Source organism: Leifsonia sp. KNZ13-11D, assembly GCF_056754895.1.
Genome location: NZ_JBPGWU010000001.1, coordinates 128,869 through 155,597 on the forward strand (window position 1 = coordinate 128,869; position 26,729 = coordinate 155,597).

Annotated in this window: 20 protein-coding genes and 1 pseudogene; 13 read left to right on the plus strand and 8 right to left on the minus strand. The window is 72.8% G+C overall.

Annotation, left to right across the window (positions count from 1 at the left end):
• Window positions 1-17: 17 nt before the first annotated feature.
• Genes ACR9Y5_RS00690 through ACR9Y5_RS00700 form a run of 3 tightly spaced genes read right to left on the minus strand, consistent with a single transcriptional unit; the run spans window position 18 to window position 2,751 of the window.
• On the minus strand, window positions 18-656 hold the full coding sequence (locus ACR9Y5_RS00690; RefSeq protein ID WP_481296134.1) for a class II aldolase/adducin family protein: 639 nt from the start codon (window positions 654-656) through the stop codon (window positions 18-20).
• Window positions 653-1,930: a 3-oxo-tetronate kinase gene (gene otnK / locus ACR9Y5_RS00695; RefSeq protein WP_481299501.1), complete on the minus strand. Its 1,278-nt coding sequence runs from the start codon at window positions 1,928-1,930 to the stop codon at window positions 653-655. Before otnK ends, ACR9Y5_RS00690 begins: the two co-directional genes overlap by 4 nt.
• Window positions 1,930-2,751, minus strand: a complete 822-nt coding sequence (locus tag ACR9Y5_RS00700) for a DeoR/GlpR family DNA-binding transcription regulator (protein WP_481296135.1) — start codon at window positions 2,749-2,751, stop codon at window positions 1,930-1,932. The genes otnK and ACR9Y5_RS00700 overlap by 1 nt, the downstream gene beginning before the upstream one ends.
• Before the next feature lie 86 nt (window positions 2,752-2,837).
• Here ACR9Y5_RS00700 and ACR9Y5_RS00705 point away from each other — a divergent pair, with 86 nt between their 5' ends.
• The 7 genes from ACR9Y5_RS00705 to ACR9Y5_RS00735 are packed head-to-tail and all read left to right on the plus strand — an operon-like array spanning window position 2,838 to window position 12,083.
• Window positions 2,838-4,316, plus strand: coding sequence for an FGGY-family carbohydrate kinase (locus ACR9Y5_RS00705; protein ID WP_481296136.1), 1,479 nt, complete (start codon window positions 2,838-2,840; stop codon window positions 4,314-4,316).
• Entirely contained in the window at window positions 4,313-5,215 is a 903-nt protein-coding gene (locus ACR9Y5_RS00710; RefSeq protein ID WP_481296137.1) for a hypothetical protein, read from the plus strand. Before ACR9Y5_RS00705 ends, ACR9Y5_RS00710 begins: the two co-directional genes overlap by 4 nt.
• Window positions 5,197-6,036 (plus strand): aspartate/glutamate racemase family protein, encoded by an 840-nt coding sequence (locus ACR9Y5_RS00715; protein WP_481296138.1) that lies wholly within the window; start codon window positions 5,197-5,199, stop codon window positions 6,034-6,036. The genes ACR9Y5_RS00710 and ACR9Y5_RS00715 overlap by 19 nt, the downstream gene beginning before the upstream one ends.
• The gene (gene gtfA / locus ACR9Y5_RS00720) at window positions 6,033-7,505 is read left to right on the plus strand and encodes a sucrose phosphorylase (protein WP_481296139.1); all 1,473 of its coding nucleotides are present in this window, start codon (window positions 6,033-6,035) and stop codon (window positions 7,503-7,505) included. Before ACR9Y5_RS00715 ends, gtfA begins: the two co-directional genes overlap by 4 nt.
• A gap of 16 nt (window positions 7,506-7,521) precedes the next feature.
• The gene (locus ACR9Y5_RS00725) at window positions 7,522-9,426 is read left to right on the plus strand and encodes a hypothetical protein (RefSeq protein WP_481296140.1); all 1,905 of its coding nucleotides are present in this window, start codon (window positions 7,522-7,524) and stop codon (window positions 9,424-9,426) included.
• Window positions 9,423-11,312 (plus strand): MBL fold metallo-hydrolase, encoded by a 1,890-nt coding sequence (locus ACR9Y5_RS00730; RefSeq protein WP_481296141.1) that lies wholly within the window; start codon window positions 9,423-9,425, stop codon window positions 11,310-11,312. The genes ACR9Y5_RS00725 and ACR9Y5_RS00730 overlap by 4 nt, the downstream gene beginning before the upstream one ends.
• A 9-nt stretch (window positions 11,313-11,321) precedes the next feature.
• Window positions 11,322-12,083 (plus strand): alpha/beta fold hydrolase, encoded by a 762-nt coding sequence (locus ACR9Y5_RS00735; protein WP_481296142.1) that lies wholly within the window; start codon window positions 11,322-11,324, stop codon window positions 12,081-12,083.
• 111 nt (window positions 12,084-12,194) lie between these two features.
• On the opposite strand, the gene ACR9Y5_RS00740 is transcribed toward ACR9Y5_RS00735, so the two are convergent.
• Both ACR9Y5_RS00740 and ACR9Y5_RS00745 read right to left on the minus strand, forming a co-directional pair.
• Window positions 12,195-12,677: an SRPBCC family protein gene (locus tag ACR9Y5_RS00740; protein ID WP_481296143.1), complete on the minus strand. Its 483-nt coding sequence runs from the start codon at window positions 12,675-12,677 to the stop codon at window positions 12,195-12,197.
• A gap of 79 nt (window positions 12,678-12,756) precedes the next feature.
• Window positions 12,757-13,095, minus strand: a complete 339-nt coding sequence (locus ACR9Y5_RS00745) for an ArsR/SmtB family transcription factor (RefSeq protein WP_481296144.1) — start codon at window positions 13,093-13,095, stop codon at window positions 12,757-12,759.
• A 140-nt stretch (window positions 13,096-13,235) separates the two neighbouring features.
• On the opposite strand from ACR9Y5_RS00745, the gene ACR9Y5_RS00750 reads away from it, so the two are divergent.
• From ACR9Y5_RS00750 to ACR9Y5_RS00770, 5 genes are all read left to right on the plus strand, one after another.
• Window positions 13,236-14,237 (plus strand): ROK family protein, encoded by a 1,002-nt coding sequence (locus ACR9Y5_RS00750; RefSeq protein WP_481296145.1) that lies wholly within the window; start codon window positions 13,236-13,238, stop codon window positions 14,235-14,237.
• A complete protein-coding gene (locus tag ACR9Y5_RS00755; RefSeq protein WP_481296146.1) occupies window positions 14,230-14,814 on the plus strand; it encodes a D-sedoheptulose-7-phosphate isomerase in 585 nt (194 codons plus the stop codon). The genes ACR9Y5_RS00750 and ACR9Y5_RS00755 overlap by 8 nt, the downstream gene beginning before the upstream one ends.
• The gene (locus ACR9Y5_RS00760) at window positions 14,811-17,630 is read left to right on the plus strand and encodes a glycoside hydrolase family 38 N-terminal domain-containing protein (RefSeq protein ID WP_481296147.1); all 2,820 of its coding nucleotides are present in this window, start codon (window positions 14,811-14,813) and stop codon (window positions 17,628-17,630) included. Before ACR9Y5_RS00755 ends, ACR9Y5_RS00760 begins: the two co-directional genes overlap by 4 nt.
• A complete protein-coding gene (locus ACR9Y5_RS00765) occupies window positions 17,627-19,480 on the plus strand; it encodes a hypothetical protein (RefSeq protein ID WP_481296148.1) in 1,854 nt (617 codons plus the stop codon). The genes ACR9Y5_RS00760 and ACR9Y5_RS00765 overlap by 4 nt, the downstream gene beginning before the upstream one ends.
• Before the next feature lie 120 nt (window positions 19,481-19,600).
• A complete protein-coding gene (locus tag ACR9Y5_RS00770; protein WP_481299502.1) occupies window positions 19,601-19,897 on the plus strand; it encodes a CGNR zinc finger domain-containing protein in 297 nt (98 codons plus the stop codon).
• On the opposite strand, the gene ACR9Y5_RS00775 is transcribed toward ACR9Y5_RS00770, so the two are convergent.
• The 3 genes and pseudogenes from ACR9Y5_RS00775 to ACR9Y5_RS00785 form a co-directional block, all read right to left on the minus strand.
• Complete coding sequence (locus ACR9Y5_RS00775; protein ID WP_481296149.1) at window positions 19,785-21,359, minus strand: transporter; 1,575 nt, start codon at window positions 21,357-21,359, stop codon at window positions 19,785-19,787. The two genes, ACR9Y5_RS00770 and ACR9Y5_RS00775, sit on opposite strands and share 113 nt — an antisense overlap.
• Window positions 21,341-22,115, minus strand: a pseudogene (locus ACR9Y5_RS00780) (ABC transporter ATP-binding protein). The gene ACR9Y5_RS00775 and the pseudogene ACR9Y5_RS00780 overlap by 19 nt, the downstream one beginning before the upstream one ends.
• Before the next feature lie 287 nt (window positions 22,116-22,402).
• Window positions 22,403-24,715, minus strand: coding sequence for a glycoside hydrolase family 38 N-terminal domain-containing protein (locus ACR9Y5_RS00785; protein WP_481296150.1), 2,313 nt, complete (start codon window positions 24,713-24,715; stop codon window positions 22,403-22,405).
• 262 nt (window positions 24,716-24,977) lie between these two features.
• On the opposite strand from ACR9Y5_RS00785, the gene ACR9Y5_RS00790 reads away from it, so the two are divergent.
• Window positions 24,978-26,348 carry an ABC transporter substrate-binding protein gene (locus tag ACR9Y5_RS00790; RefSeq protein ID WP_481296151.1) on the plus strand — a complete coding sequence of 457 codons (1,371 nt, stop codon included), beginning with the start codon at window positions 24,978-24,980 and terminating at the stop codon, window positions 26,346-26,348.
• The last annotated feature ends 381 nt before the right edge of the window (window positions 26,349-26,729 follow it).

Below are 26,729 nucleotides of genomic sequence, written 5' to 3' on the forward strand. Positions count from 1 at the left end.
GTCCGGCGGGCCGGAGCTCAGCGTCCCGGCGGGGTCAGCGCCGCGACCGTTGCGGCATCGAGGGCGACCGCGGGGGCCTGCTTCAGCAGAAGGGTGAGCTGCGCCGCCGTCTCGAGCTCTTCGGCGAGGTCGATCGCCGCGTCGAGCGTGGCCGCCGCGACCACCGGTCCGTGGTTCGCGAGCAGGAGGACGGGATGCCCGGGAGCGGCGGCGGCCACGCCCGCGGCGAGCTCGGCGCTTCCCGGCGGCGCGTAGGGGATGAGGGGCACGTCGCCCAGCCGCATCACCCGGTAGGGCGTCAGCGGCGGGAGCGGCGCGAAGCCGTCGGGGGTCGGCGGCAGGCAGGCGATCGCCGTGGCGTGCGGCGAGTGGAGGTGGACGACCGCCGTCGCCCCGGGATGCGCGGCGTACATGGCCGCGTGGAGGGGCAGCTCCTTGGTGGGCCGCGGGGTCCCCTCCTGTTCGGCGGGCGTCGCGGCGAGCTGCTCCTCGGTGACGGAGCGGAGCGACGATCCGGTCGGGGTTGCGATGATGCGGGACCCGACGCGGACGCTCACGTTCCCGGAGCTCCCGGGCGACAGGCCGGCGGCCGACAGGTGGCGGCAGGCGCGCACGACGGCGGCGCGGGCCTCGGACTCGGTGGTGATGCCGGTCACGGCGCGACCTCCCAGGCGTCGTCGAAGAGTGTCGGACCGCCGAAGTTGCCCGACTTCAGCAGCACCGCGATCGTGCGGTCCTCCCCGCCGGGGGATGTGCTCGCGGCCACGGCCCACGGCACGCCCGGAGCCGCCTGGGCGCCGATCCGGAGGCGGGCGATGCCCAGCCGCGCGGTCACGGCGCCGGACGTCTCGCCGCCCGCGATGAGCAGGTGGCTGTACCCGAACTCGTGGACCGCGACGGCGGCCACCTCGGCGAGTGCGTCCTCCAGCAGCGCCGCGGCGCGGGCGGCGCCCAGCGCCTCCTGCGCGGCCGCCACCTCGGGCGAAGCGTGGATGAGGAGCGGCGATCGCCGGTCGTCGTGGGCGGAGAGCGCATCCCGGAGCCGGCTCAGCGCTCCGTCCGCGTCGCGGTCGAGCTCCCGCGGATCGAGCACGTGGCGCTCGCCGCGGAACGCCGCGAGCTGCGCGCGGGTGGCGGAGGACGCGCTTCCGGCGAGGACGAGCCGGCCGGTGACCGGGACCGGCGGGAGCCCTGTGGCTTCGCCGCTGCGGCCGCCCTCGCGCACCTCGGCCCGGGCCAGCGCGGTCGCGACCCCGGCCCCGCCGCCCGCGAGGATCGGCGCATCGGCCGCCCGCTCGCGCACGGCCGCCGCGATCAGGTCGAGATCCTGCTCGGTGAGCGCATCCACCAGGGTGTGACCATCGGCGATCCGGGACGCGACCGCGCCGGTGCCCCGCTGGACGTCCTCCCAGCGCACGAGCCCGACCGGCGCGCCGGTCTGCGGTGCGAGGAGGCGGGCGAGGTCCGAATCGCGCATCGGGGTGAGCGGGTGGTTCCGCATGGGCGACTCGGCGAGCGGGACGCCGTCGACGAACAGGACGCCCTGGTACTGGGTGCGCCCGGCTCCGGGCGTGGCCGGTGTGCCCACCGATGCCGTCGCGCCGGCGACGCCGAGGAGCGCGTCCGCGATCGGCCCGATGTTGCCGGACGGCGTCGAGTCGAAGGTCGAGCAGTACTTCTGGTAGAGCTGCGTGGCGCCGGCGGAGAGGAGCAGCCGGGCGGCGGCGGTGGATGCGTCGACCGCGTCCGCCACCGGCGCCGTGCGGACTTTGAGCGCGACGACCGCGCATCCTGGGCCCTCGTCGGGGAACACCTCCGAAGCGTCCGCGGACGCCGTGAGCACCACGCTCGCGGGGAGCCCGGCCTCGACGACGCGGCCCGCCAGATCGCAGGCTCCCGTGACGTCGTCGGCGACCGCGCCGAGTCGCATCACGGGACGTCGACCCCCGGCTCGCCGGTGCGGGCGGCGGAGAGGGCGGTGTCGGCCGGCTCGCCCGCGACGACGACCGTCGCCCCGATGTCGCGCAGCACGCGCAGGTCGTCCGGGTCCGCCCCGGCGTCGGTCACGATGATGTCGACCAGGTCGAATCCGCCGACGCGGATGGGCGCACGCGCGCCGAGCTTGGAGTGGTCCACGAGCAGGACCGTGGTGCGGGCGGCGCGCGCGAGCTCCTGCTTCAGCTCGGCGTCGAGCGCGTTGGCGCAGAGGATGCCGCTGCGGTCGACGGCGGTCGCGGACAGCACGGCCACATCCACCGAGTAGTCCGCGATCGTGCGCCGCGCGGCCGCCCCCGCGAAGCTGCGCGTCTCGTTCTGGTACACGCCGCCGACGGCGACGAGTTCGACATCGTCCCGCGCGATGGCCGCCTGGATGACGGGGACGGAGTGGCTGATGATCGTGGAACCGGCGGGCAGCATCCCGGCGAGGGGTGCGACCGTCGTGCCCGCGTCGAGGGCGACGGTCACGGCGCCGTCGAGCAGCTGCAGGCACGCCGCGGCGATGGAGCGCTTCTCGCCGCTCCCGGTGACCGCGCGCTCGTCGAAGGGTCGGCCGTGGCCGAGGTTCGGCAGGCTCGCGCCACCGACGACGCGCCGGGCCAGGCCCTCCGATTCGAGCTGGCGCAGGTCGCGCCGGATGGTCATCTCCGAGACGCCGAGCTCGTCCGCGACGCGCGACGACGAGACGTAGCCTTCGGCCGAGAGCCGGCGGAGGAGCTCGTCGCGGCGGGCGGGGGCGTCGGTGTAGCGCACGCGTCCATCCAACCGGCTGCTCCCGGCGCTTGTCAACAAACGGACAAATCTTGACGTGAATGTTCGGAAGTGAACAGAATGGAGGCGTGACCCCCGCTCCGATCGCCGCCCTCGGCGTCGATGTCGGCACCACCAACACCAAGGTGGCGCTGGCCGTGTTCGGCGACGACGTGCGCGAGGAGCGGACGGTCAGCGTGCCGACCCCGCGCACCGGGGATGCGCTGCAGGCGGTGGTGCTCGGCGCCCTCCGCGAGGTCGCGGTCGACAGCCAGCACCCGATCGCGGCGATCGGCGTCGCGTCCATGGGCGAGACCGGTTCGCTGACCGGTCCCGGCGGCATCCCGCGCGGCGACCTCCTCCGCTGGGCGGACGGCGACACCACGACGGCCGGCCGGCTCGTCGCGACCGTCGGGGCGCAGACCCTGTACGACGCGACCGGCGTGCCCGCCCCGCACAAGTCGCCCCTGACGCACTGGCTCCGGCTGGCTGCGGAGGGTGACGCCCGGCTCGACGACGCCCACTGGCTCGGGGCCGACGGGCTCGTGGTGTCGGCGCTGACCGGCGAGGCGGTGACCGACCACACTCTGGCCGCCCGCACGATGGCGTATCGCCTCCCGGAGGCCGGCGCTCCGCTCCCGGCGACCTTCGATCACGACCTCCTCGGACTGGCCGGCCTCACGCCCGACCGCTTCCCGCGCGTGGTCCTTCCGGGCGAGACCGCCGGCACCCTCACCGCGACCGCGGCGTCCGCCCTGGGGCTCGCGGACGGCATCCCCGTCGTCGTCGCGGGGCACGACCACGCGGTCGGCGCCTGGGCGGCCGGCGCCCGCGAGCCGGGAGATGCGGCCGACTCGGTCGGCACTGCCGAGGCGCTGCTCCGGATCGCCCACGACGTCCCGCGTGGCGACGCCCTCCGCCAGGGGATGTCCCTCGCGCGCAGCGTCGACGGCCGCTGCGAGACCCTCCTGGCCGGCAACCCGACCGCCGGGGCGCTGGTGGAGTGGGCGTTCGCGGAGCTGATCCCGGGGGCCGACCGGCACGACGCGCTGCAGCAGGCCCGCATGCTGGCCGACGGACCCCTCGACGCCTTCGTGCTGCCCTACCTGCGCGGCCGCCAGTCACCCGCCCCCGATCCGGCCGCGGCGATGCGGCTCGTGCACGCCCGTCGAACCGGAACCGGAGTCTCGGACGTCGCCTCGGCCGACCCGGCCGCCGCCCTGACCGCCGTGCTCACCGGTCTCGCCCTCCAGCTCGCCTGGATGGATGCGGCGCAGACCCGCCTCGCCGGCCCACGGCGTGACGAGCTCGCCGTCCTCGGCGGACCCGGAGCGGGCAACAGCGCCTGGTGGCGGCTCAAGCAACGCCTCGTGCCCGGCATCCTGCGCCGCGCCGACGTCGCCGAGCCGGTCGCCACGGGCGCCGCCATGCTGGCCGTCCACCGCGTCGCCGGCCTCACCACCTCGCTGCCGCTGCGCAGCGCCGACAGCGTCGCCTCCGCGGGCGATCCGGCCTTGCTGGACGCCTTCACGGAAGCGGCGAGACCCGAACAGAAGGAAACCGCATGACCGACACCGCGTCCCGCCCGGCGCTCGACCTCGACGCCATCGCCCGCCCCGGCGGCTCCCTCGCGATGGTCGCGATGGACCAGCGCGAGAGCCTCCGGCACATGTTCGACCTCGCAGGCGCCGGCCGTCCGGCCGACGACGTGCTCGTCCGCTTCAAGCTGGACGTCGCCGAGGCGCTCGGCCCGCTCGCCTCCGGCTTCCTCATCGACCGCCACTTCGGCTTCGACGAGGTCCGCGACACGCTGCCGTCGGGCACGGGCCTCATCCTGGCCGCCGACGATCTCACCCAGGAGGACGGCGGCCCCGTCGAGGAGACCGCGCTCGACGAGGTCGTGCTCGAGGATCTCGACCTCGCCGGCGTCTCGGCGCTCAAGCTGCTCGTGATCTGGCGGCGCGACGCCCTGCGCGAGCAGCGCGTCCGTCTCGTGGAGCGGTTCGTCGCCGAGTGCCGGGCCCGCGGCGTGCTGTCCGTGCTGGAGCCGGTCGTCCGTGCGACGCCGGCCGAGCTGTCCGACGGCACCTGGGATCTCGACGTCGCGATCCGGGAGGCCGCCGCCGAGCTCTCGCCATCGGGCCAGAGCCTCTACAAGGTGCAGGTGCCGCTGTCGGGCACCGGCGACGCGCGCGCCCAGCGCGAGGAGAGCGAGCGGCTGAACGCCGCCATCACCGGTCCGTGGGTCGTGCTGTCGCAGGGCGTCGACCGCCCGGCGTTCCTGCCGGCCGTCGAGGCGGCCTGCCGTGCCGGGGCCAGCGGGTTCCTCGCCGGTCGCGCCCTGTGGAGCGACGTGGTCGGCCGCGACGACGTCCCCTCCGCGCTGCGCGAGCTCTCGGTACCGCGCCTGGAGGCGCTGATCGAGGTCGTCGACCGCGAGGCCCGGCCGTGGCGGGAGGCCCGATGATCGCCGGGCTGCTGCACACCGTCCCCGCCCTCGCGCCGTCCTTCGACGCTCTCGTCGCCGACGCCGTCCCGGGCGCAGCCCGCGAGCACGTCGTGGACGCGTGGATGCTCGAGACGGCCATCGCCGAGGGGGTCACTCCCGCGGTGCGCGAGCGGGTCGCGTCGCATCTGCGTCACCTCGCGGAGTCGGGCGCGGACGCCGTGCTGGTCACCTGCTCGTCCATCGGCGAGGCGGCCGAGGAGGCCGCCGCGGCCCTGCGCATCCCCGTCGTCCGGGTGGATGCGGACATGGCCGCCGAGGCCGCCCGGATCGCCGGAGCGAGCACGCATCCGAGGGTCGCGGTGCTCGCGACGAACACCGCGACCCTCGGGCCGACCACCCGGCTGATCGAGCGCGAGGCCGGGGCTCAGGGCGTGCAGGCGGAGGTCACCGCGACGGTCGTCGAGGGCGCCGCGGCCGCACGGGCCGCCGGCGACCAGGCGACGCACGATCGGTTGATCGCCGAGGCGGTGCGCAGCCAGGCCGCGCCCGCGGACGGCTCGGAGCCCGCGGCCGTGCTCGTGCTCGCGCAGGCGTCGATGGCGGCGGCCGCAGCCTCCGCGGGTGTCGACCTCCCCGTGCTCACCTCCCCGGCGGGCGGCGTCGCCCGCCTGGTGGAGGCATTGACCCCGTCGGACCCGGGATCGCCGGACGCCAGCGCGAACCGGCCGGCGCCTCCCGGGTCCGGCGGAACCCCCGCATCCGTTCTCGACGGCGCGGAGCCCCGCACCGCCGAGCGCCGCACCCCCGAGCCCCGCACCGCGGGGAGGCCGACCGCATGACCGGTGTCGACCTCCTCGTCTACGCCGACCGGCTCGGCGGCGACCTCGCGCGGCTGCGTGCGCTCCTCGACGGCCCTCTGCGCGACTTCGCCGGGGTGCACATCCTGCCGTTCTTCGTGCCGTTCGACGGCGCGGACGCGGGGTTCGACCCGATCGACCACGGCACCGTCGACCCGCGCCTGGGCACCTGGGACGACGTCCGCGCCATCGCGGCGAACCGCGAGGTGACCGCCGACCTGATCGTCAATCACGTCTCGAGCGAGTCGGCCGAGTTCGTGGACTGGCTGGCGCTCGGCGAGGAGTCGGCCCACGACGGCATGTTCCTCACCTTCGACACCGTGTTCCCCGACGGTGCGAGCGAGCACGACATCACCGCCTTCTACCGGCCGCGGCCGGGACTGCCGTTCACCGCGTACCGGATGGCCGACGGCCGCCGGCGACTGGTCTGGACCACGTTCATGCCCAGCCAGGTCGACCTCGATGTGGCGAACGACCGCGCCCGTGCCTACCTGCGCCGCATCCTGGCAACGCTGCGCGCCGGAGGCGTCACGACCGTCCGGCTCGACGCGGTCGGCTACGCGGTCAAGACCCCCGGCTCCGACAGCTTCATGACGGAGGAGACGCTGGAGTTCGTGCGCGAGATCGTCGGGATCGCACGCGAGGAGGGCCTGCGTGTGCTCGTCGAGGTGCACGCGCACTACAGCCAGCAGCTGGCCATCGCCCCGCTGGTCGACCTGGTCTACGACTTCGCGCTCGCGCCGCTGCTGCTCCACAGCCTCGGCACCGGGACCTCGGACCGCCTGGCCGAGTGGTTGCGCATCCGCCCCGAGAACGCCATCACAGTGCTGGACACGCACGACGGCATCGGCATCATCGACGCCGGTCCCTCCGGCGATCGGCCCGGCCTCATCGACCAGGACGAGATGGCCGCGATCTTCGCCCGCGCCGCAGAAGCGACGCACGGGAACTCGACCGTCGCGTCCGTCATCCCCGCGTGGATGAGCCTCCCGCACCAGATCAACGCGACGTTCTTCTCCGCGCTGGGCGCGGACGCGGAGAGCTACCTGCTGGCCCGCGCGGTGCAGCTGTGGCTGCCCGGACGGCCGCAGTTCTACTACGTCGGCCTGCTCGGCGGTCTGGATGACGTGGCGCTGTTCGAGCGCACCGGCCAGGGCCGCGACGTCAACCGCCACGTCTACACACCCCGGGAGCTCGACGCTGCCCTCGGCAGCGAGGTCACCCGCGCCCAGCTCGCGCTCGTGCGATTGCGGTCGGCCCATGCGGCATTCGAAGGCTCGTTCCGCTACCGTGTGGAGGCGGACCGCGACCTCGCGCTGGAATGGGAGCTCGGTGACGAGCGCGCCACCCTCGAAGTCTCGTTCGCCCCCCGCCCCCGCTTCCGCCTCCGGCTCACCGGCCCCGACGGCGGTCTCACCGCCGACTCCGCCGCCGCGCTCGCGGCACTCTGACCCCCCACAGAGGACCATGCAGACCACCCAGGACATCACCGTCACCCGCAGCGCGACCGAGGTCGTGCTGGTCGCGCCCGGCTACACGCTGGGCGTCGCCCTGACGCGCCCGCGCGCCACGATCGCCGGCCCCGACGGGGAGCTGTGGAGCGACCTCTCGCTGCTCGCGAGCGTCGACCGCGTCGGAATGCCCGACGAGTCGTGCGGCCCGACCGCCGTCACGGTCGAGGAGGACCCGGACGGCTCGGTGCGGGTCACCGTGCTGACCGACTCCAGCGCGTGGGCGACGAAGGCTGTGGTGCTGCACTGCACGCCGCGCGAGGTGCGGGCGCGGGTCGAGGTGACCACCGAGGAGGACGACGCCCGGATCGCCGACCTCACCATGTTCGGCGGCCAGGCGGCCCTCCCCACGGGTGCGGCGGGCACGTTCCGCTCGGGCATCCGCTTCCCGTCGGTGTTCGTGCCGACGCCGACCGAGCCGATCCAGGTGGTGCGCCTCTCCAACACGCAGGCGCAGCTGGGCGTCGTCGGCGACGCCGAGCCGGGACGCCTGCACGGCATCTTCTCGCCGCCACCGCTGGTGTTCGGGCTGGGGCGGCCCTCCATCGCCACCGACGCGCCGCACGGCCCCACCGACATGCCGGTCGGGGACTGGCTGGGCGTCTCGGTGATCGCGCCCGTCGAGGAGCTCGGCTTCACCACCTTCCGCTACGACGCCCTCGACGGCGGCTTCCTGTTCCGCCTCACCTACGAGGGCCACACGCGCGTCCGCGCCGGCGGCTGGGTCTCGCCGGAGTTCGTGCTGCGGCCGGCCGGCGCCCCGCTCTCGCTGATCCGCGACTACCGCGACGACCTCGCGGCCCGCGGCTGGGCGCAGCCGGCGCCGGAACCGGCGTCGTGGTGGCACGAGCCGATCTTCTGCGGCTGGGGCGCGCAGTGCGCCCTCGCCGTGCGGATGAGCCACGAAGGGGAGGCGCTGGCCACGGACAACGCGGACGGCTTCGTGCTGCCCGCGGGCGCGGCGTTCGCAGCGGACCTGGCGCGCCAGTACCTCTACGACCGCTGGCTGCGCCGGCTCGCCGAGCGCGACATCCACCCGGGCACCGTCGTCATCGACGACCGCTGGCAGGCGGACTACGGCACCAACACCGTCGACACGGAGAAGTGGCCCGACCTGCGCGCCTGGATCGACGAGCGTCACGCCGCCGGTCAGCGCGTGCTCCTCTGGTTCAAGGCGTGGGATCCGACCGGCCTGCCTCCCGAGCTGACGGTGCGGGATGCGCACGGTCGGCCGGTCGCGGTCGACCCCTCGAACCCCGCCTACCTCGAGGCGCTGGCGGAGCAGGTCACGCGGATGGTCTCCCCCGACGGCCTCGACGCGGACGGCTTCAAGGTCGACTTCACGCAGCGCGCCCCGTCGGGGGTCACCCTTCGCACGCACGGCGACGGTGAGCCCGACGGCGGCGCGTGGGGCATCAGCGCGCTGCACGCGATCATCTCGACCATCCACGCAGCGGCCAAGGCGGCCAAGCCGGATGCGCTGGTCGTCACGCACACGGTGCATCCCTCGTTCTCCGGCGTCACCGACATGGTGCGCCTCAACGACGTGCTCGAGGACTCGGTGCACGGCGACCCGGTGCCCGTCGGCGACCAGCTGCGCTACCGCCACGACATCGCCGCCGCGGCGCTGCCCGGGCACCCGATCGACACCGACCAGTGGCCGATGCCCAGCCGCGAGGAGTGGCTCGCCTACTCGCGCATCCAGCCGGAGCTCGGCGTCCCCGCGCTGTACTACGTGGAATCCATCGACAACAGCCGCGAGGCGGTGACCGACGCCGACCTCGACGAGATCGCCGAGCTGTGGCGCGGCTACCGCGCCGCCCGCGGCGAGCGGGCCGAGAAGGAGCCGACCAGGGTATGAGCGCGTTCACCGAGGTCGCTCCGGGCGTCCACCGGTTCGCGGACACCTGCAACGTCTACATCGTCACCGCGGGCGATGGGCACGACGACGGCCGCCGCGGGGCGATCGCGATCGACTTCGGGTCCGGAGACGTGCTCGATCACCTCGACGAGCTCGGCCTCGACACCCTGGACGCGATCCTGATGACCCACCACCATCGCGACCAGGGGCAGGGGCTGCCGCGCGCGGTGGCCGCGGGCATCCCCATCCACGTGCCGCCGGTGGAGCAGGACCTGTTCGCCCGCGTCGACGAGATGTGGTCGGCGCGTGCGCTCTACAACGACTACAACCTCCGGCAGGACCGCTTCTCGCTGCTCGACCCCGTGCCGATCGCCGGCACCGTGCCCGAATACCGCACGGCACGCTTCGGCGGCATCGACGTGAAGACCGTCCCCGCACCCGGTCACACCATGGGGTCGGTCGTCTACCTCGTCGACCGGGGGGATGCGCGGATCGCATTCACCGGCGACCTCATCTACGCGCCGGGCAAGGTCTGGTCGCTCGCCGCCACCCAGTGGTCGTACACCGAGAACGAGGGCCCCGCCATGACGGTGCTCTCGTGCCTGCTGCTGCAGGAGGAGGAGCCGACCATCCTGCTCCCGTCGCACGGGGATCCGATGCCGCAGGCGATCGAGGCGCTCGAGAGCCTCGCCGTGCGGATGGGCGAGTACGTCGACTCACGGCGCACCAACCCGTGGGACCTGCGCGACTGGCTGGAGCGCCCGTTCGTGCGGCTCACCGACCACCTGCTGCTCAACCGCACGGCCAACTCGTGCGTGTACGTGCTGCTCAGCGACTCGGGCGCCGCCCTGTTCATCGACTACGGCTACGACATGTCGACCGGCTGGCCGGCCGGCACCGACCGGGCCGCCCGGCGGCCGTGGCTCGCGTCGCTGCCCGCGCTGAAGCGCGACTTCGGGGTGACCTCGATCGAGGTCGTGCTCGGCACCCACTACCACGACGACCACATCGCCGGACTCAACCTGCTCCGCGATGTGGAGGGCACCGAGGTGTGGCTGCCCGAGAACGTGGCGCCGATCATGGCCGACCCGATGCGCACCGACCTCCCGTGCCAGTGGTTCGAGCCCATCCCGGCCGACCGGGTGCTCCCGCTGGGCGGCACCGTCCGCTGGCAGGAGTACGAGATCGTCACGCACGAACTGCCCGGGCACACGCTGTACGCGGCGGCCTTCGAGTTCGAGGTCGACGGCGTCCGCGTGCTGGCGACCGGCGACCAGCAGACCGCGGAGGGGCGGCTCGGCGTGCAGCGCGAGATCCTCAACTACCAGTACCGCAACCGGTTCCGCCGCGACGACTTCATCCAGAGCGCAGCGCTCTACCGGCGCGTGGCGCCCGGTCTGATGATCACCGGCCACTGGCAGGGCCGCGAGGTGGACGAGGACTACCTCCAGCTGCTGACGGAGCAGGGCGACGAGCTCGCCGCCCTGCACGACGGGCTGCTCCCCGACGACGGGCAACGGCCTCCGGCGGACGGCAACCTGGTGCTGGTCGAACCGTTCTACCAGCGCATTCCGGCCGGTGCCGACCTCACGTACGAGGTCGTCGTGGTCAACCCGTACGACGAGCCCCACGAGGTCGTGGCGGAGCTCGTGACCCCGCCCGGCTGGAGCCGTCCGGAGCCCGCGGCAGTCGTCGCGGGCGCCGGCGAGACGGTGCGGCTGCGGTTCGCCGTGCGAGCGGGCCGCGAGGCGCGGAAGCGCCAGCGCCTGGCCGCCGACGTGCGCGTCGGCGGGGTCCGGCTGGGGCAAGCGGGCGACGCGGTGGTCGACACGGCGGTCGCGCCGGAGTCCGACGCGGTGGTCGACACCGCGGTGGCACTCGGCTAGCCTGCGGGCGTGGACCGCATCCCGCTCTACCATGCCTGGTTCGGCGACCCCGACTCGCCGTACCCGCCGCTGCTGCTCATCCACGGCGGCGGTTCGACCATCGAGACGAACTGGGGGCTGCTGCTCCCGCTCGTCGCTCCGACCCGCTCGGTGCTGGCCGTCGAGCTGCAGGGGCACGGGCGCTCGCCGTCCGGCGACCGGCCCGCGAGCTTCGAGGGCTCGGCGGACGACGTCGCAGCGGTGCTCGAGTCGCTCGGCGTCGGACCGGTGGATGTGCTGGGCTTCAGCAACGGCGGGCAGGTCGCCCTCCAGCTGGCCGCGCGCCATCCCGGGCTGGTCCGCCGGCTGATCGCGGCCTCGGCCCCCGTCCGGCGCTCCGGAATGGTGGACGGCTTCTGGGACGGCCTCGCCGCGGGAACGTTCGACGATCTCCCCGCGCCGTACCGCGAGGCGGACTTCGCCGTCAGCGGCGACCCGGAGCACGCCCGCCGGATGTTCGAGCTCGACCGCGAGCTCATGCTCGGCTTCGAGGACTTCCCGGATGCGCTGCTCGCCGCGGTCGCCGCCCCGACGCTCGTCGTCGGCGCCGACCGCGACGTGGTCCGCGCCTCCCACTTCGTGGAGCTGGCCGCCCTCCTGCCGGACGCCCGCCTCCTCATCGTGCCCGGCATCCACGGCGACTACCTCGGCGAACGCCTCGCCGCCGCCGCGGATTCAGCCTCCCTCCGCCGAACGCTCCCCCACCTCCTAGCCTTCCTCGACGCCCCCTAGCCGCGCCCCCGTCGAGTACACGAAAAGTGCACGCTCTGAGGCGAAAAGCGTGCACCTTTTGTGTACTCGATGAGGGGCGCGCGGGCGGGCGAGGGCGTGGGCGGGGCGGGGTCAGGCGGCCAGGAGGGGGTCGATTTGGGTGAGGGCCTGGCGCATACCCTCCTCCATGTCGATTGCGAGCATCTCCTCCAGCTGGGTGGGGGAGGCGAAGCGGACCAGCTGTGTCATTCGCGTGCGGCCGTCGCGCTCCTCGAGCGTGGTGACCATGCGCACCGGCTCGCCGGGCATCGGGTTGCCGTTCTCGTCGGCGAAGCCGTCGTCCAGCTCGATCCGTGCGGGCGCGTCGATCTCGGCGAACCGCCACCAGCCGTGCGCCTTCGTGCCGTCCGGCCCGGTCATGTAGTACGCCGCGCGTCCCGCCGGCTCGAACTCGAACACGTCGAACGTGGCCGGCCACTCCGGAGGCCCCCACCAGCGCTCCAGCTGCCGCGGATCGGACCACAGCTGCCAGACGCGCTCCCGCGGGGCGTCGTACTCGGTGACGAACGTGAGCGTCAGTGCGTCCACATCCTTGGTCGACTCGATGAAGGTCATCGGCCGCTCCTCTCTGGTCGGTGGTGCGGTTCGTACGGGTGTTGCCGGTAGCGGTGGATGGATGCGGAGACCCGCGCGGTCAGCGACCGTCCGCGGCGAGGATCCCCTCGATCGCCGCATCCCGCCGCCGCCAGATCGCCTCGTACTCGTCGAGCAGCCGTGACGCGCGGCGGATGGTCTCCGGGTCGCCGGAGACGACGCGCTCCCGTCCGCGCGCCCGCTTGCGCACGAGTCCGGCGCGCTCGAGCACCGCGACGTGCTTCTGCACGGCCGCGAAGCTCATGTCGTACCGTTCCGCGAGCTCGCTCACCGAGTGCTCGCCCTCCAGCGACCGCGCGACGATGTCCCGCCGCGTCGCGTCCGCCAGGGCGTGGAAGAGGCGATCGACCTCTGCGTCCGTCATCTCATCTACAACCATTTGGTTGTACGTTAGCCCCTCGCGCCGGTCCGCACAACCCCCTCGTGTTGACCCGCCTGCCCGCGGCGGCCTAGTATCTGTGGGAACGATCCCACACGATCCGCCGACGAAGGCCGGGTCGTGCACCCCGGAAGGACATGATGGCAAACGGCCTCCGCGCCGTCCTCTCGCTCGACATCGGCGGCACCAAGCTCGCCGTCGCTGTCGTCACGGAGGATGGACGAACCCACGCACTCACCGTCGAACCCACCCGTCGCGAAGAGGGTCCGGGTGTAATCGTTCCCAGACTGTTCGCCATGGGGCAGCGCGCCATCGCCGAATCGGGCCTCGCGGTCGAGGCCGTCGGCATCTCGTGCGGCGGTCCCCTCGACGCGAAGGCCGGCGTGCTGACCGGTCCGCTGCACCTGCCGGGATGGATCGACCTCCCGATCGTCGAGCTCGCCGAGCGCGAGTTCGGCGTCCCCGCCGTGCTGGAGAACGACGCGACGGCCGGCGCTCTCGGCGAGTTCCGCTACGGCGCCGCACGCGACGCCGACACGATGGTGTACCTGACGATCTCGACCGGTATCGGCGGCGGAGCAGTGATCGACGGTCGCCTGCACCGCGGCGCAGCCGGCAACGGCGGAGAGTTCGGTCACGTCATGGTCCGCACCGACGGCCGGCCCTGCCTGTGCGGCCGGCGCGGCTGCCTGGAGGGCTACGCCTCCGGGACCTCGATCGCGCTCCGTGCCCGCGAGGCCGTGGCCGAGCGCGGCCAGGACTCGTCGCTCGCGCAGCTGCCCGTCATCCGCGCCGAGGATGTCGTCGCGGCCGCGGCCGACGGCGACCCGCTCGCCTCCGAGCTGTGGGAGGAGACGATCGACGTGCTCGCCACGGCCCTGACCGACCTCGTCAACGTCTTCGAGCCCGACCTCGTCGTGCTCGGCGGCGGAGTGACACGCTCCGGCGACGCCCTGTTGGTGCCGGTGCGCGAGCGCGTCGCGGCCGCCGCCATGCCGCCGGCGGCCGCCGCATCCACCGTGGTGCTGGCCGCGCTCGGCGACGTCGTCTGCGTCGTCGGCGCCGGTGCGGTCGCGTTCGACCGTCTGGATCAGCTCGAGGGCGCCATCACCGGTGGATCGAAGGGAGGCCCCCGTGGCTGAGTGGATGCGACAGCAGCTGGAGGCGCACATCGAGGTCGCCGAGAAGGGCGAGGCCCTGCTGCCCGCGCTGCGGGAGGTCGGGAAGGTGCTCTGCGACGCGTTCGCCGGGCGCGGCATCCTGTACACCTTCGGCAACGGCGGAAGCGCGGCGGACGCCCAGCACTTCACCGGCGAGATCATCGGCCACTACAAGCGCGATCGTCGCCCCCTCGGCGCGGTCACGCTGAGCACCGACCCGACCACGATGACGTGCATCGCCAACGACTACTCCTACGACGACGTGTTCGCCCGGCAGGTCGCCGGCCTCGCGCGCCCGGGCGATGTGGTCGCGGCCTTCACCACGAGCGGGCGAAGTGCGAACATCGTCTCAGCGCTCGAAGCCGCGAAGGCGGCCGGCGCGACGACCGTGCTGTTCGGCGGGGGCGACGGCGGTCCCGCGCGGGAGTTCGCCGATTACGCGCTGCTGAGCCCGTCCACGACCACCCCGAGGATCCAGGAATTCCACACGTTCATGCTCCACGTGCTCTCCGAGATCGTGGATGCATGGGCCGACGGCGACGAGGAGTACGCACTGTGACCAGCCCCCACACGCCGGACACGCAGACGCCCGACGCGGAGGTCGGAGCGGACGCCGAAGCGCGCACCGGGACGGACGACACGGCACGAGCGGTCGACGCCGTGCGGGTCGGCCCCGAGACGCCCGAGAAGTTCGCGGTGGATGCGGCGCAGGAGCAGCGCGAGAGCGCACCCGGCGCCGAGGTGGCCGGCGTGGCCGGCGAGACCGGCGAGGCCGGCGCGGCGGACACGAGCAGCAAGGCGCCCGTCGCCAACGCCCCCGCCGGCGCTCAGCCCCGCGACCTCCCGCCCGCGAAGCGCCCGACGGCGACGCCGCAGCGCACCCTCCACATGGTCGGCAACGCGCACCTCGACCCGGTGTGGCTGTGGCCGTGGCAGGAGGGATACCAGGAGGCCCGCGCGACCTTCTGGTCGGCCATCCACCGCATGGAGGAGTACCCCGACTTCGTCTTCACCTGCGACCAGATCGTGCTGCTCAGCTGGGTGGAGGAGTCCGACCCCGAGCTGTTCGAGCAGATCAAGCGCCGCGTCGCCGAGGGTCGGTGGGTCAACGTCGGCGGCTGGTGGGTCGAGCCCGACAACAACATGCCGATGGGCGAGAGCTTCGTGCGCCAGGGTCTGTACGGCCAGCGCTACCTCGAGTCGCGCTTCGGGAAGCCGTCGACCGTCGGGATGAATGTGGACCCGTTCGGCCACAACGCGATGCTCCCGCAGATCCTGCGCGGCCAGGGGATGGACTCGTACACGTTCCTGCGGCCCGGCCCGCACGAGTCCGACCTGGCGCCGAGCCTGTTCTGGTGGGAGGCGCCCGACGGCTCACGCGTGCTCGCGTACCGCATACCGTTCGAGTACTGCAGCCCGCCCGGGTCGGTGGACGGCCAGACCGAGAAGGCTCTCGCCTCCCTCGACCGCACGGTCGGCTTCGGCGAGAACGCGACCGCGATGGTCTTCTACGGCGTGGGCAACCACGGCGGCGGCCCGACGATCGCGAACATCGAGTCGATCCACCGCTACGACCGCATGGGCTCTTTCGGAAGGATGACGATGTCCTCACCGCGCACGTACTTCGACGAGGTGCTCGGCCGGGGCGAGGCGTTCCTCGACGCCCTCCCGGTGCGCCGCGACGACCTGCAGCACCACGCGCCCGGCTGCTATTCGGCGCACTCCGGCATCAAGGCGTGGCAGCGCCGCGCGCAGTTCGCCGTGCTGAACGCCGAGCGCTGGGCGGCCGTCGTCGCTGCGACCGACGGCGTCGACTACCCGCGCGAGCAGCTGGAGACCGCCTGGAAGCAGGTGCTCTTCAACCAGTTCCACGACATCCTGCCCGGCTCCGCGATCGAGCCGTCGTACGACGACGCTCGCGACCAGCTCGGCGAGGCCGTCGCGATCTCGAAGCGCATCGTCACGCGGGCGCACAACATCATCGCCCGCCAGGTGCAGGTCGACCGCGAGGACGGCACGCAGCCGGTCCTCGTGTTCAACCCCCACCCCTGGCCGGTGTCGGTGGATGTGGACTTCCAGTACGGTGCGCAGCGCGCCGGCGTCCACGTGGTCGACGAGAACGGCGAAGCGGTCGTCTTCCAGAACTCGCAGTCGACCGCGACGACGGACGACGTCTCGCGCGGTGCGGTCGTGTTCCGCGCGGACGTGCCCGCCCTCGGCTACCGCCTCTACCGCCTGCGCCCCGGCGCCGGACCGGGGGCAGCATCCGGCGCCCTGACGGTGACCGCCGACACGCTCGAGAACGAGCACGTCCGCATCCGCATCGACCAGGAGACCGGCTGGATCTCGTCGTACCTGGTCAAGGCGACCGGTGTGGATGTGATGGCCGGCGTCGACGGAGCGCAGCACACTCAGATCAACGACGACCCGACCGACACCTGGGGCCACCGGGTCATCTCGTACGCCTGGCCGGGCGCGACGATGGCGCTGAAGCGCATCGTGGTCCGCGAGACCGGCCCCCTGCGATCGCGGGTGCGGGTGGAGCGCGAGTGGGGAGCATCCACCCTGGTGGAGGAGCTCATCCTCGACCACGACTCGCCCGTCCTCCGCGTGAACGTCACGCTCGACTGGCGCGAGCAGGCGCACCTGCTGAAGCTGCGCTTCCCGACGGTCCTGGAGGACCCGACGGCGACCTACGAGATCCCGTTCGGCCACCTGGAGCGTCCGGTCGACGGCGCCGAGGAGCCTGCGCAGTCCTGGGTCGACCTGACCGGGACGGTCGACGGCGCGGCGGCGGGGCTGACCGTCATCACGACGAACAAGCACGCCTACGACGTCTCACCCGGCACCGCCGACAACGGCGAGCAGCCCAGCATCGGCGTCACCGCCGTCCGCAGCCCCGTTTACTCGTGGCACGACCCGCGTCTCCTCGACCCCGAGGGCATCTACTCGTTCCAGGACCAGGGTGTGCAGAGGTTCGGCTACGAGCTGGTGCCGCACGCGGGCGACTGGCGCGAGGCCGACCCGATCCGCCGGGCGCTCGTGCTCGGCAACCCGGTGCGCGCCATGCAGGAGTCGTTCCACGACGGCGACCTCCCGCCGGTGAACTCGTTCGCGGGCGACGGCGGCGACGCCGTCATGGTGACCGCGCTCAAGGGCACGGAGGACGAGACGGATGCACCCGGCGGCGCGGATGTCGTCGTGCGGGCCGTCGAGACGCGCGGCGAGGGCGGCCGGTCGCGCATCCAGCTGCCCCTGCTCGGGCGGACGATCGAGGAGGACTTCGGGCCCTCGCAGCTGCGCACCTTCGTCGTCCCGGCCGACCCGTCCCAGCCCGTTCGGGAGGTCGACCTGATCGAGCGCCCGCTGCCGTGAGCGCACGGCCGGAGGTGCGGGCGACGGTCGTCGGCGCCGCGGCGGCGTCGGCCGAGATCGCCGTCGACTGGGCGGAGGCCGAACCGGGCTGGCGCCTCACCGTGAGCGTCCGGTACACCGGCGATGCGCCGGCCGACGGCTCGGTGCTGGTGGAGGCCCCAGTCCACGGCGCCGACGACCCGTGGTGGCTGATCCCCGGCGCCTTCTACGGCGAGAACCGGCCTGCGGAGAACGCGCGCGCCTTCCCCCGCTTCGAAGTGGGCGCCGACACGCCCGAGCAGCACGACGCCCTGGTGAGCGACACGTGGGAGTTCCGCGCCGACCGTGCGGCGACGCCCGCCGTGTTCGCCTGGGCGGGTGAGGGCCGCGGGGGCGTGGCGCTCGCCGCCGACGAGACGTCGGCGCTCGGCCTCACCGGGCTGGGTCTGACCCACGACGCCGCCTGGGGCGACGCGACGGTGAGCCTCCGCTTCCCGTACCGCGAGTACCCGGTCACCTACTACGGTGACGCGCGCCCGCGCCCGGCCGACGTGGCCACCTATCGCTTCTCGCCCGGGGAGTCCGTGGAACTGCCGCTGCGTGTCTTCGCGCTCGACGCATCCCGTCACGCCTACGCCCCGATCCTGCGCGCACTGCACGCAGAGGCGGCCGCGGCCGCACCTCTGGAGCCGTGGGTGGACGTGGCGACCGCGGCGGACCTGACCGCCGAGGGCCTGCTGACCTGGCACTACGACCCCGACCCCGGGGTGCTGCTGGAGACGGTCGGCTTCGACCGCGAGGTGAGCGGCCGCGACGGCCTCACCGTCGACCGGCAGGCCATGCATGTCGGCTGGGTCAGCGGCATCCCCTGGGCGTACGCCCTGCTCGCGCACGGACTGCGCGCCGACCGCGCCGACGAAGCCGATGCGGCCCGTCGTGTGATCGACTTCATCAGCGCCAACCTCTCGCCGTCCGGCACGTTCTGGGGCGTCTGGTACCGCGACCACGGCTGGACGCAGAGCTGGACGGAGCTGAAGCGCGGCCTGCACGCCCGCACGCTCGGCGAGGCGACGCTGTTCCTCCTCCGCGCGCAGGCGCTCGACGCGCACCCGCAGTGGGAGCACGCCCTCCGCTCGAACCTGGACGTGATGGTCGGCCGTCAGCGCGCCGACGGCAACCTCGGCTCCGTCCATCACGCCGAGACCGGCGAGGTGCTGTCGTGGTCGGGCGCCTCCGGGCTCACCTGGATCGCCGCACTGGTCGAGGCCGCCGACCGGGACGACCGGTACCTCCCCGCCGCGCTCGCCGCCGGCCGCTACTACGAGCAGTTCGTCGACCGTGAGTTCGTCCACGGCGCCCCCGAGGACGTCGACCTCGCTCCGACCTCCGAGGACGGCTACGCCGCGGTGATGGCGTACGTCGCGCTGCACCGGGCGACCGGCGACGCGCACTGGCTCGACGTGGCGCGGCGCGCGGCCGACTGGATGCTGACCTTCCGCTACACCTACGACGTGCGCTTCCCGGAGCACACCCTGCTCGGCGCGTACGGCTTCCGCACCCGCGGGGCCGACAACGCCTCGCCGTCGAACCAGCACCTCCACGCCTACGGTCTCGTCTGCACCGCCGAACTGCGTGAGCTGTCCGCCGCCCTCGGCGACCCGCACTACGCGGGGCGGGCCGACGAGGCCCTGGCCTGTTTCCGTCAGTTCATCGCGAGGGAGGACGGCGACTTCAACGCCTACCGCGGCATGGTCAGCGAGCGGTACTACCAGACCGCGTGCTTCCAGCCTAAGGGGATGCTGCTCACCCTGTCGCACGCGTGGAGCGTCGGCGTGACGCTGCTCGCCTGCGAGCAGACGCTGGCAGGCTGAGGCGGCCGCCGCAGCCTCAGCGGCGCAGTCCCCAGAACGCCCACAGCGACACCCGGTCGAGCCAGGGATCGCGTTCGGCCCGCCGGGAACCGCGCTGCGCTCGCAGCGGTGCTGGATGCGGTGCGCGCCTCGCCTGAGGACGGCAGCTCGCGCCTCGAGGTCTGCGACCGCGCGACGTGCCGCTGGGCCTACGACGACTACTCGAAGAACCGCTCGAGCCGGTGGTGCACCATGGCGTGCTGCGGGAACGCGGTCAAGATGCGGATGGCGCACGCGCGCCGCGCATCCACCCGGCCCGACCTCCTCAGGCGTCCTTGCGCAACTGCAGCAGCAGCTCGGGAGCGCGGGCGTCGAGCACGCGGCCGCCCAGCCGCACGCCGACCACGAGCAGCACCGAGCCGAGCACGATCGCGGTGAGCAGTGCCAGCCAGCCCCACACCGCCTCCCGGGTGACCAGGCTGACCACGAACAGCACGATCTCGGGGAGCGTGAGCACCGCGATCACGCCCCAGGCGGCGAACGTCGGGCCGAGCAGCGAGATGTTGGAGCCCGGCCGGGAGCGGAACGGGTTGTCGCCCGGCTCCGGCACCGGGAAGACGAAGCGCGCCGAGGTGACGGAGCAGACGGCGACACCGCTCAGCAGTATCCCGAGGGACAGCCCGAGCAGTCCGGGTGCCGGAAGCCAGTCGCCCTTGACGGCGGCCGATCCCAGCGCCAGCACCACGACGGCGGGAACCGCGAACGTGAGAAGGGCCGAGGCGCGGCCCCACCGATCCGCGCGGCCCGGGACCGCCTTGGAGACGTGGAGCGCGAAAGCAGTCGAGTCGTACGACACGTCGGCGATCATCCCGATACCCAGCGCGAACGCGGCGATCGGGGCCGCAGCGTAGAGGTAGCCGGATCCCGAGTGGTTGAGGCCGGAGTAGAACCACATCAGCGCGGGCAGCAGCGGGATCACGAGCAGCTGTCGCAGGTAGCGCGGGTCGCGGAACCAGTACGTGAGGCAGCGGGCGGCGATCGCCCCGGCCGGGGTGCCCGGCAGGACGCCGAAGAGCCCCGACTTCCCGGGCGCCCGGCTCCGCGACGAGGCGCGCGCCGGCGTCACCAGCGACCGCGCGAGTCCCCAGCGCCAGACCGCCCACAGCACGGCGAGGGTCGCCAGTGCGATCAGCAACCGCAGCAGCGCGCCGAGCGGGTCGCCCGCTGCGACGGCCCCCGGAACGGCCCACACCGCGCCGAGCGGCGACCAGCCGAGACCCTCGGCGATCGACGGCAGGGCATCCGCCGACCGGCGCAGTCCGCTCGTGATGCCGATGACGATCGGCCCGGCGAGGATGAGCGGGATCAGGATGAGCAGCCCGCTCGCCTCCCGGAACCGCCGTCCCGACGCCAGCCCGCTCGCCACGGACGTCACCGCGCGCGACACCACGATGCAGGTCGCCGCGCCCAGCACCCCGGTCAGCAGGGCGATCAGCGCGACGCCGGGGGAGCGCAGCCACGAGAGCGACGTGCCGACCGCCGCGATCGTCGTCGCGGCGCCCGCCACCCCGACGGCGCCGCTCAGCAGCATCCCGATCATGAGCGGCCGCAGGGCGATCGGGTACACGGCGAGGTGCCCGGGATCGAGCGTCTGCTCGACACCCGACAGCAGCAGCGGGAACACGGCCCAGCCGATCACGGCGGCGGAGCCGCCCAGCACGACGGCGGTCGTGGTGACCTCCGCCGGGGCGAACGACAGCGCCACCAGGGCGCCCAGCACGATGACCAGCCCGAGGAGGCCGTACAGCGCGCCGATGACGACGGCGACCAGCTGGCTGGTGCTCCTCCGGAACGAGTTGCGGAGGACGAGCAGCCGCAGCCTTACGAGTGTCGCAACCACTCCGGCCCCTCCCCGACACGGCGCCCGCCGACGAGTTCGACGAACCGGTCCTTCGAGCGTCGAGCCGGCACGCACGTCGTCCACCGACCCCGCGGCCACCACCCGGCCGGCGGTGATGACGGCGACGTGGTCGCACATCCGCTCGACCAGGTCCATCACGTGCGACGAGACCACCACGGTCCCGCCACCCTGCACGTACGTGCGGAGGATGTCACGGATGTTCGCGGCCGACACCGGGTCCACCGACTCGAACGGCTCGTCGAGCACCAGCACTCGCGGCGCGTGCACCATCGCGGCGGCGAGGGCGATCTTCTTCGTCATACCGGCCGAGTAGTCGACCACCAGCGTGCCGCCGGCCGCCTGCAGATCCAGCAGCTGCAGCAGGTCGGCCGTGCGCTGCTGCGCGGTCGGGCGGTCCATGCCGCTGAGCAGGCCCGCGTACTCGACGAGCTGCTGGCCGGTCAGCCGGTCGAACAACCGCACGCCGTCGGAGAGCACGCCGACCATCGCCTTGGCCACGAGCGGCTGACGCCACATGTCGACGCCGTGGATGAGCACCTCACCTGCGTCCGGCCGGAGCAGCCCCGTCGCCATGCTCAGCGTGGTGGTCTTGCCGGCCCCGTTCGGTCCGACCAGCCCGTAGAAGCTGCCCGACGGCACATCCAGATCGATCCCATCGACCGCGACCTTCTCCCCGAACCGCTTGCGCAGGCCGCGGATCCTGATCGCGAGTCCGTCGTCACCGGTCACGCGCACCCCTCACGTCGTCCGGCCGCTCGCACCTCGAGCGACCCGCGCGGCCAGCCTAGCGGCGTGTCCGGCGAAGAGGGCGCCGGCGTACGGCCGGTCGACAGGTGGACGGGATGCGGCACGCCGCGCGCCCCTGGTCGCGTTCCGGCGTGCCGCACCCGTCGTTCAGCGGGGGAGGGAACGCCCGCCGTTGGTGTCATCCGGAGCGGGGGTGCGGGATGGATGTGCGGATGCTCCCCTTGAGAGGGGTTTCCCAGGTTCGCGGCTTGCCAGGATTGCGCCTGACGCAGCGCTCACCGTCCGAGCGGTCCCGTGTACGCGCGCGCCTGGAGCGGCAGTGCCAGGTCGTCGCCGAAGCGGGCGACGGTGTCGCGGAGGTCCGCGGCCGGCGTGGGACGGAAGCGATAGTGCAGCGTGCCGGTGAACTCCTGGCCGGCCGGGAAGTTCGTGAAGTGCAGGGTGTTCATCACCCAGCTGTTCACGTGACCCGCGGGAGCGTCCAGCGTCCGGGCCCAGTCCCCGGTGTGGAACCCGCCGAGCTGGACGAGCGGCGCATCCACGGTGCCCCAGAGGATGGCGTCGTCGTCGCCGTTCCGATCGGCACTGCGTGCGCGCACGCCGACGGCGTGCTGGATGGAGTACCAGTCCTTCGAGGTGTCCGGCAGCTGCTCCGTCTCGGCCGCGAACACCGCACCGGCGGTCTCCAGAAGGAACTCGGGCTCCGCGACCGCGAACGGAAAGGCCACGAAGACGCTCTCCGGACCGGAACGCTCCGGTTTCGCGAGGTGCACGGCGAGGTCGATGTCGTCCAGGTCGCGGTACAGGGTCAGCATGTGCATCGCGGTGAGGACGCCCGGCAGCTCGGACGTCCACCGGATGCGCGCGAAGGCGGCCGTCTCCGCCACCCCGGGCTCGGCGTCCGAGCGGGCGGCCACGCGCTCGAATGCCGGGCCGGGGAAAGCTGGATTGAAGTTCTTCGGGTTGTCGAAGATCGGATGGGAGCGACCCTCCTCGGTCACCTCCTCGACGACGACCGTGCCGAGCCCATGGGGCACGCCCGGGTCGACGAGCTCGCGTCCCGAGCGCCGGTCCAGCAGGGAGACCACCCCGCCGCGGGACGGGTCGACCTCCGCCCGGTAGCGTCCGGACTCGATGACGCGCCCGGCGGCCGGCGACGGCTCGGAGCCGGGGGCGTCGACCACGACCACCGAGCGCGCGGGGACCTCGGCCACCACGGTCACGCGGCGCGTGCCGTCGACCTCCGCCTCCACGGCTTCGCGCCGGGGGCGGTCGCCGAGGTTGGCGAGGAGCACACCGGACGCGTGCACGGGTGTGGATGCGGGAGCGGCGCCCGAGGCGGCGCCGGCGCCGGACGCGGCCAGCCGGTACAGCGCCTCCACGTTCAGGTCGCGGGCCAGGTCCAACGCGCCGAAGGCGAAGCCCGCCTTGGCGTTGTGGTGCGAGGCGGTGAAGTGCGAGTGCGGCTTGGAGTACGTCTCCCACGAGCCCCAGGTGTGCTCGCCGTAGAGCAGCAGCTCCTCGTCCACCCGGTCGAAGGCCTCAGCCAGTTCGGCGTCATCGCGCAGGCGGACCGGCCCGCGGCGGTAGCCGAGCACGGTCGCCAGGGCGGGCTTGCCTTCCCCGCGCTCCGCGGCCAGGCGGAAGGCCTGCCGCGCCGACTGGGCGAAGCGCCGCGCCTCGCGGTACACCGCGACATCGCGCGCGGTGGAGCCGTGACCGTGCGCCCACCAGTCCGCCCACTCGCCACGCAGCACAGGCAGGTCGTCCGTCGCCTGGGTGGCCAGCGCATCCATCGCCGTGTCGATCGTCGCGGTCTCCATCGGCCGGTCCGGGTGGCGCTCGTTCCAGTGGCGCACGACGCGGGTGAAGAGCGCGGTCGGCCAGCGGTTGTCGTTGCCGGCGTGCACCACCGCGGTGTCGAACGGGTAGTCGTCGCGCGCCTCCAGACCGTCGAGGAAGGCCAGGATGCGCAGCTCCGCGAGTTCGGTGTCGCCGTCGACGATCCCCCACTCCTCCCCGAAGCCGTAGTGCGTCGACAGCAGGGTGAGCACGCGGCGGCCCGACGGCGCCTCCCACCAGAACACGCTCGGCTGCGTCAGCGGAGCGCGGCCGTGATCGGGGTTGAGCGCCATCACCAACCGGTCGAGGCCGGCGTCGAGCATGGCGTCGGAGACGCCCCAGGAGATGCCGTTCACGTCGCCGTGCTGCTCGGTCCGCACCGGGATGCCCGCGTCGCGGATGCGGTGCAGCGCCCGGTAGGCCGCCTCGAACTCCGGGAGGTCGGGAAGCTGGGTCATGTTGAGGTAGCCGCCCGTGACCGCGATCGTGCCGTCGGCGGTGGCTGTGCGGAGCGCATCCACCTCGTCGGGCGCCGCCGATCTCAGGAAGTTCAGCACCGGGCGGGCGACCTCGAACGTCCAGCGGAAGCGGTCGGGATCGCCCGGCGCGGCGGTGTCCCCGGCGGCGAGCCGCAACACCTCGCGCACGATGCTGGCGTGCATCCCGTCGATGATCCGCGGGCTGTTCGTGTAGCCGACGTCGTGGTGGGTGTGTCCGAGCAGCAGTGCGCGGCGGATGCGGGGCATCGGGCCTTCTTCCGGTGTCGATCTGGCATCGTTGCCATACGACCCTAGGACTTGAGAAGCGCGTCGGACAAGCGTAAGAAACGATCAAGTAACGAAAACCGGGTCCATGGACCTGGTCCCCTTGTGAAGAGCCTCGCTGCTGCATTACCGTGCGATGTGGGAAGGTTTCCACACTGCCGCCATCGAACCCCGGCGGTCGGGGATCCCGTACCTCTTCGCTCGGGCGAGGACGCCCGCTGCGACACCACTGAAGGGAAATCAGATGAACAAGAGGCACACCGCCCTCGCCGCTGTGGCACTCACCGCGTCGGTGGCGCTCCTCGCCGGGTGCAGCTCCAGCGGCGGCAGCTCCTCCGGCGGCAACTTCTCCAAGGACGTCAAAGGCACCCTGAACGCCTGGGGCTTCGACAACGCCGACGAGGTCGGCACCTCGCGTCTCGCCTACGCGAAGGACCAGCTCAAGGGCGTCACCATCAAGATCGACCAGACCCCGTTCGACGCGCAGAAGTTCACCACGCGCGTGGCCGGCGGCAACGTCCCCGACGTCGTGCAGATGGACCGTCAGTTCGTGGCGACGTACGCGGCGCAGGGCCTCATCCAGCCGCTCGACCAGTGCTACTCGGTGCACAACGTCGACCCCAAGAAGTCGTACTACGGCTCGGTGGTCGACGACATCACCTATGGCGGCAAGATCTACGCGGTGCCGCAGTTCTACCAGCCGCCGGCGATCATCACCAACGAGCGCGTGATGAAGGCCGCGGGGGTCACCGACTCCGAGATCGACACCTCCAAGCCGGACACCCTCGTCGCGGCGATCAAGAAGATGTACAAGGCGTCCGGCGGCAACCCGTCGACCCTCGGCTTCGACCCGCAGGCCAGCGGCCAGGCGGGTCTGTGGCTGCTCGCCTACGGCGGGCAGCTGATCGGCAGCGACGGCAAGCCCACCCTCGACGACTCCAAGAACGAGAAGGGCCTGGAGGTCCTGAAGCAGATCACGGACGCCCAGGGCGGCTACGCGAAGATGAAGAGCTTCACGGACTCGTTCGACTTCTTCGGCGAGAACAACCAGTACGTGAAGGACCAGGTCGGCGCTGAGGTCAACGCCCAGTGGTACGTCAACGTGCTGACCCCGTTCGTCGACAAGGTCGACATCGGCGCCGTGCCGTTCAAGGACAGCGAGGGCAAGCCCTTCACCGTCGCCTCGGGCACGTCGTTCGTCATCCCGACCGGCGCCAAGAACAAGGACGCCGCCTGCGCCTGGGCGCTCGACCTGACCAACCTGCAGGCCTGGGAGGCCGCCGGCGCGGCCCGCGCCAAGACGATCGAGAAGACCCCCGGTGCGATCAACACCGGCCTGTTCACCGGTTCGCCGGAGGCCGACAAGACGCTCCGTGACAAGTACGTGAAGCCGTCCGGCAACGCGGGCTTCGACAAGGCGATCTCGACCTACTACGACGTGGTCGGCAGCGGCAAGTCGTTCGGTGCGTCCCCGGCCGGCCAGCAGATCCAGACGGAACTGCAGAACGCCATCCAGTCGTACCTCCTCGGCAACAAGTCGGCCAGCCAGGCCCTCAAGGACGCGCAGGCCGCGGCCATGAAGGCCTACCAGCAGTCCACCAAGAGCAGCAAGTAACGCCGCTCGCCCCAGGGGCGGTCTCCCACCGGGAGGCCGCCCCTTCTGCGTGCGCCTCCTTCGCCGAGGTGCACGTAGTTGCGCACTCCCACGGCGTGTCGACCCCAATGACGTGCACCTCACCGCTGCGCGGCTCCCGGCGCCGTCGAGTGGTGAGTGGATGTCGCAGCTCGCATGCGATTCGCGCACCTCCCACGCGACTCGATCGCGCCGTCGGGCGGCCGGCCGCACGCGGCGCATCCCCTTTCGCCGAGGTGCACGTTGTTGTGGACCCGGGCGGCGTGTCGACCCCAACGACGTGCACCTCGGCGCTGTGCGGCTCCCGCGCCGTCGAGCGGTGAGTGGATGTCGCAGCTCGCATGCGATGCGCGCACCTCCCAC

Bases quoted from the DNA above. Each gene is read 5' to 3' on its own strand.
- ACR9Y5_RS00725 (WP_481296140.1), top strand. From the start codon at position 7,522: ATGCAGACCACCCAGGACATCACCGTCACCCGCAGCGCGACCGAGGTC.
- gtfA (WP_481296139.1), top strand. From the start codon at position 6,033: ATGACCGGTGTCGACCTCCTCGTCTACGCCGACCGGCTCGGCGGCGAC.
- otnK (WP_481299501.1), bottom strand. From the start codon at position 1,930: ATGCGACTCGGCGCGGTCGCCGACGACGTCACGGGAGCCTGCGATCTG.
- ACR9Y5_RS00745 (WP_481296144.1), bottom strand. From the start codon at position 13,095: ATGGTTGTAGATGAGATGACGGACGCAGAGGTCGATCGCCTCTTCCAC.
- ACR9Y5_RS00740 (WP_481296143.1), bottom strand. From the start codon at position 12,677: ATGACCTTCATCGAGTCGACCAAGGATGTGGACGCACTGACGCTCACG.
- ACR9Y5_RS00785 (WP_481296150.1), bottom strand. From the start codon at position 24,715: ATGCCCCGCATCCGCCGCGCACTGCTGCTCGGACACACCCACCACGAC.
- ACR9Y5_RS00710 (WP_481296137.1), top strand. From the start codon at position 4,313: ATGACCGACACCGCGTCCCGCCCGGCGCTCGACCTCGACGCCATCGCC.
- ACR9Y5_RS00790 (WP_481296151.1), top strand. From the start codon at position 24,978: ATGAACAAGAGGCACACCGCCCTCGCCGCTGTGGCACTCACCGCGTCG.
- ACR9Y5_RS00730 (WP_481296141.1), top strand. From the start codon at position 9,423: ATGAGCGCGTTCACCGAGGTCGCTCCGGGCGTCCACCGGTTCGCGGAC.
- ACR9Y5_RS00750 (WP_481296145.1), top strand. From the start codon at position 13,236: ATGGCAAACGGCCTCCGCGCCGTCCTCTCGCTCGACATCGGCGGCACC.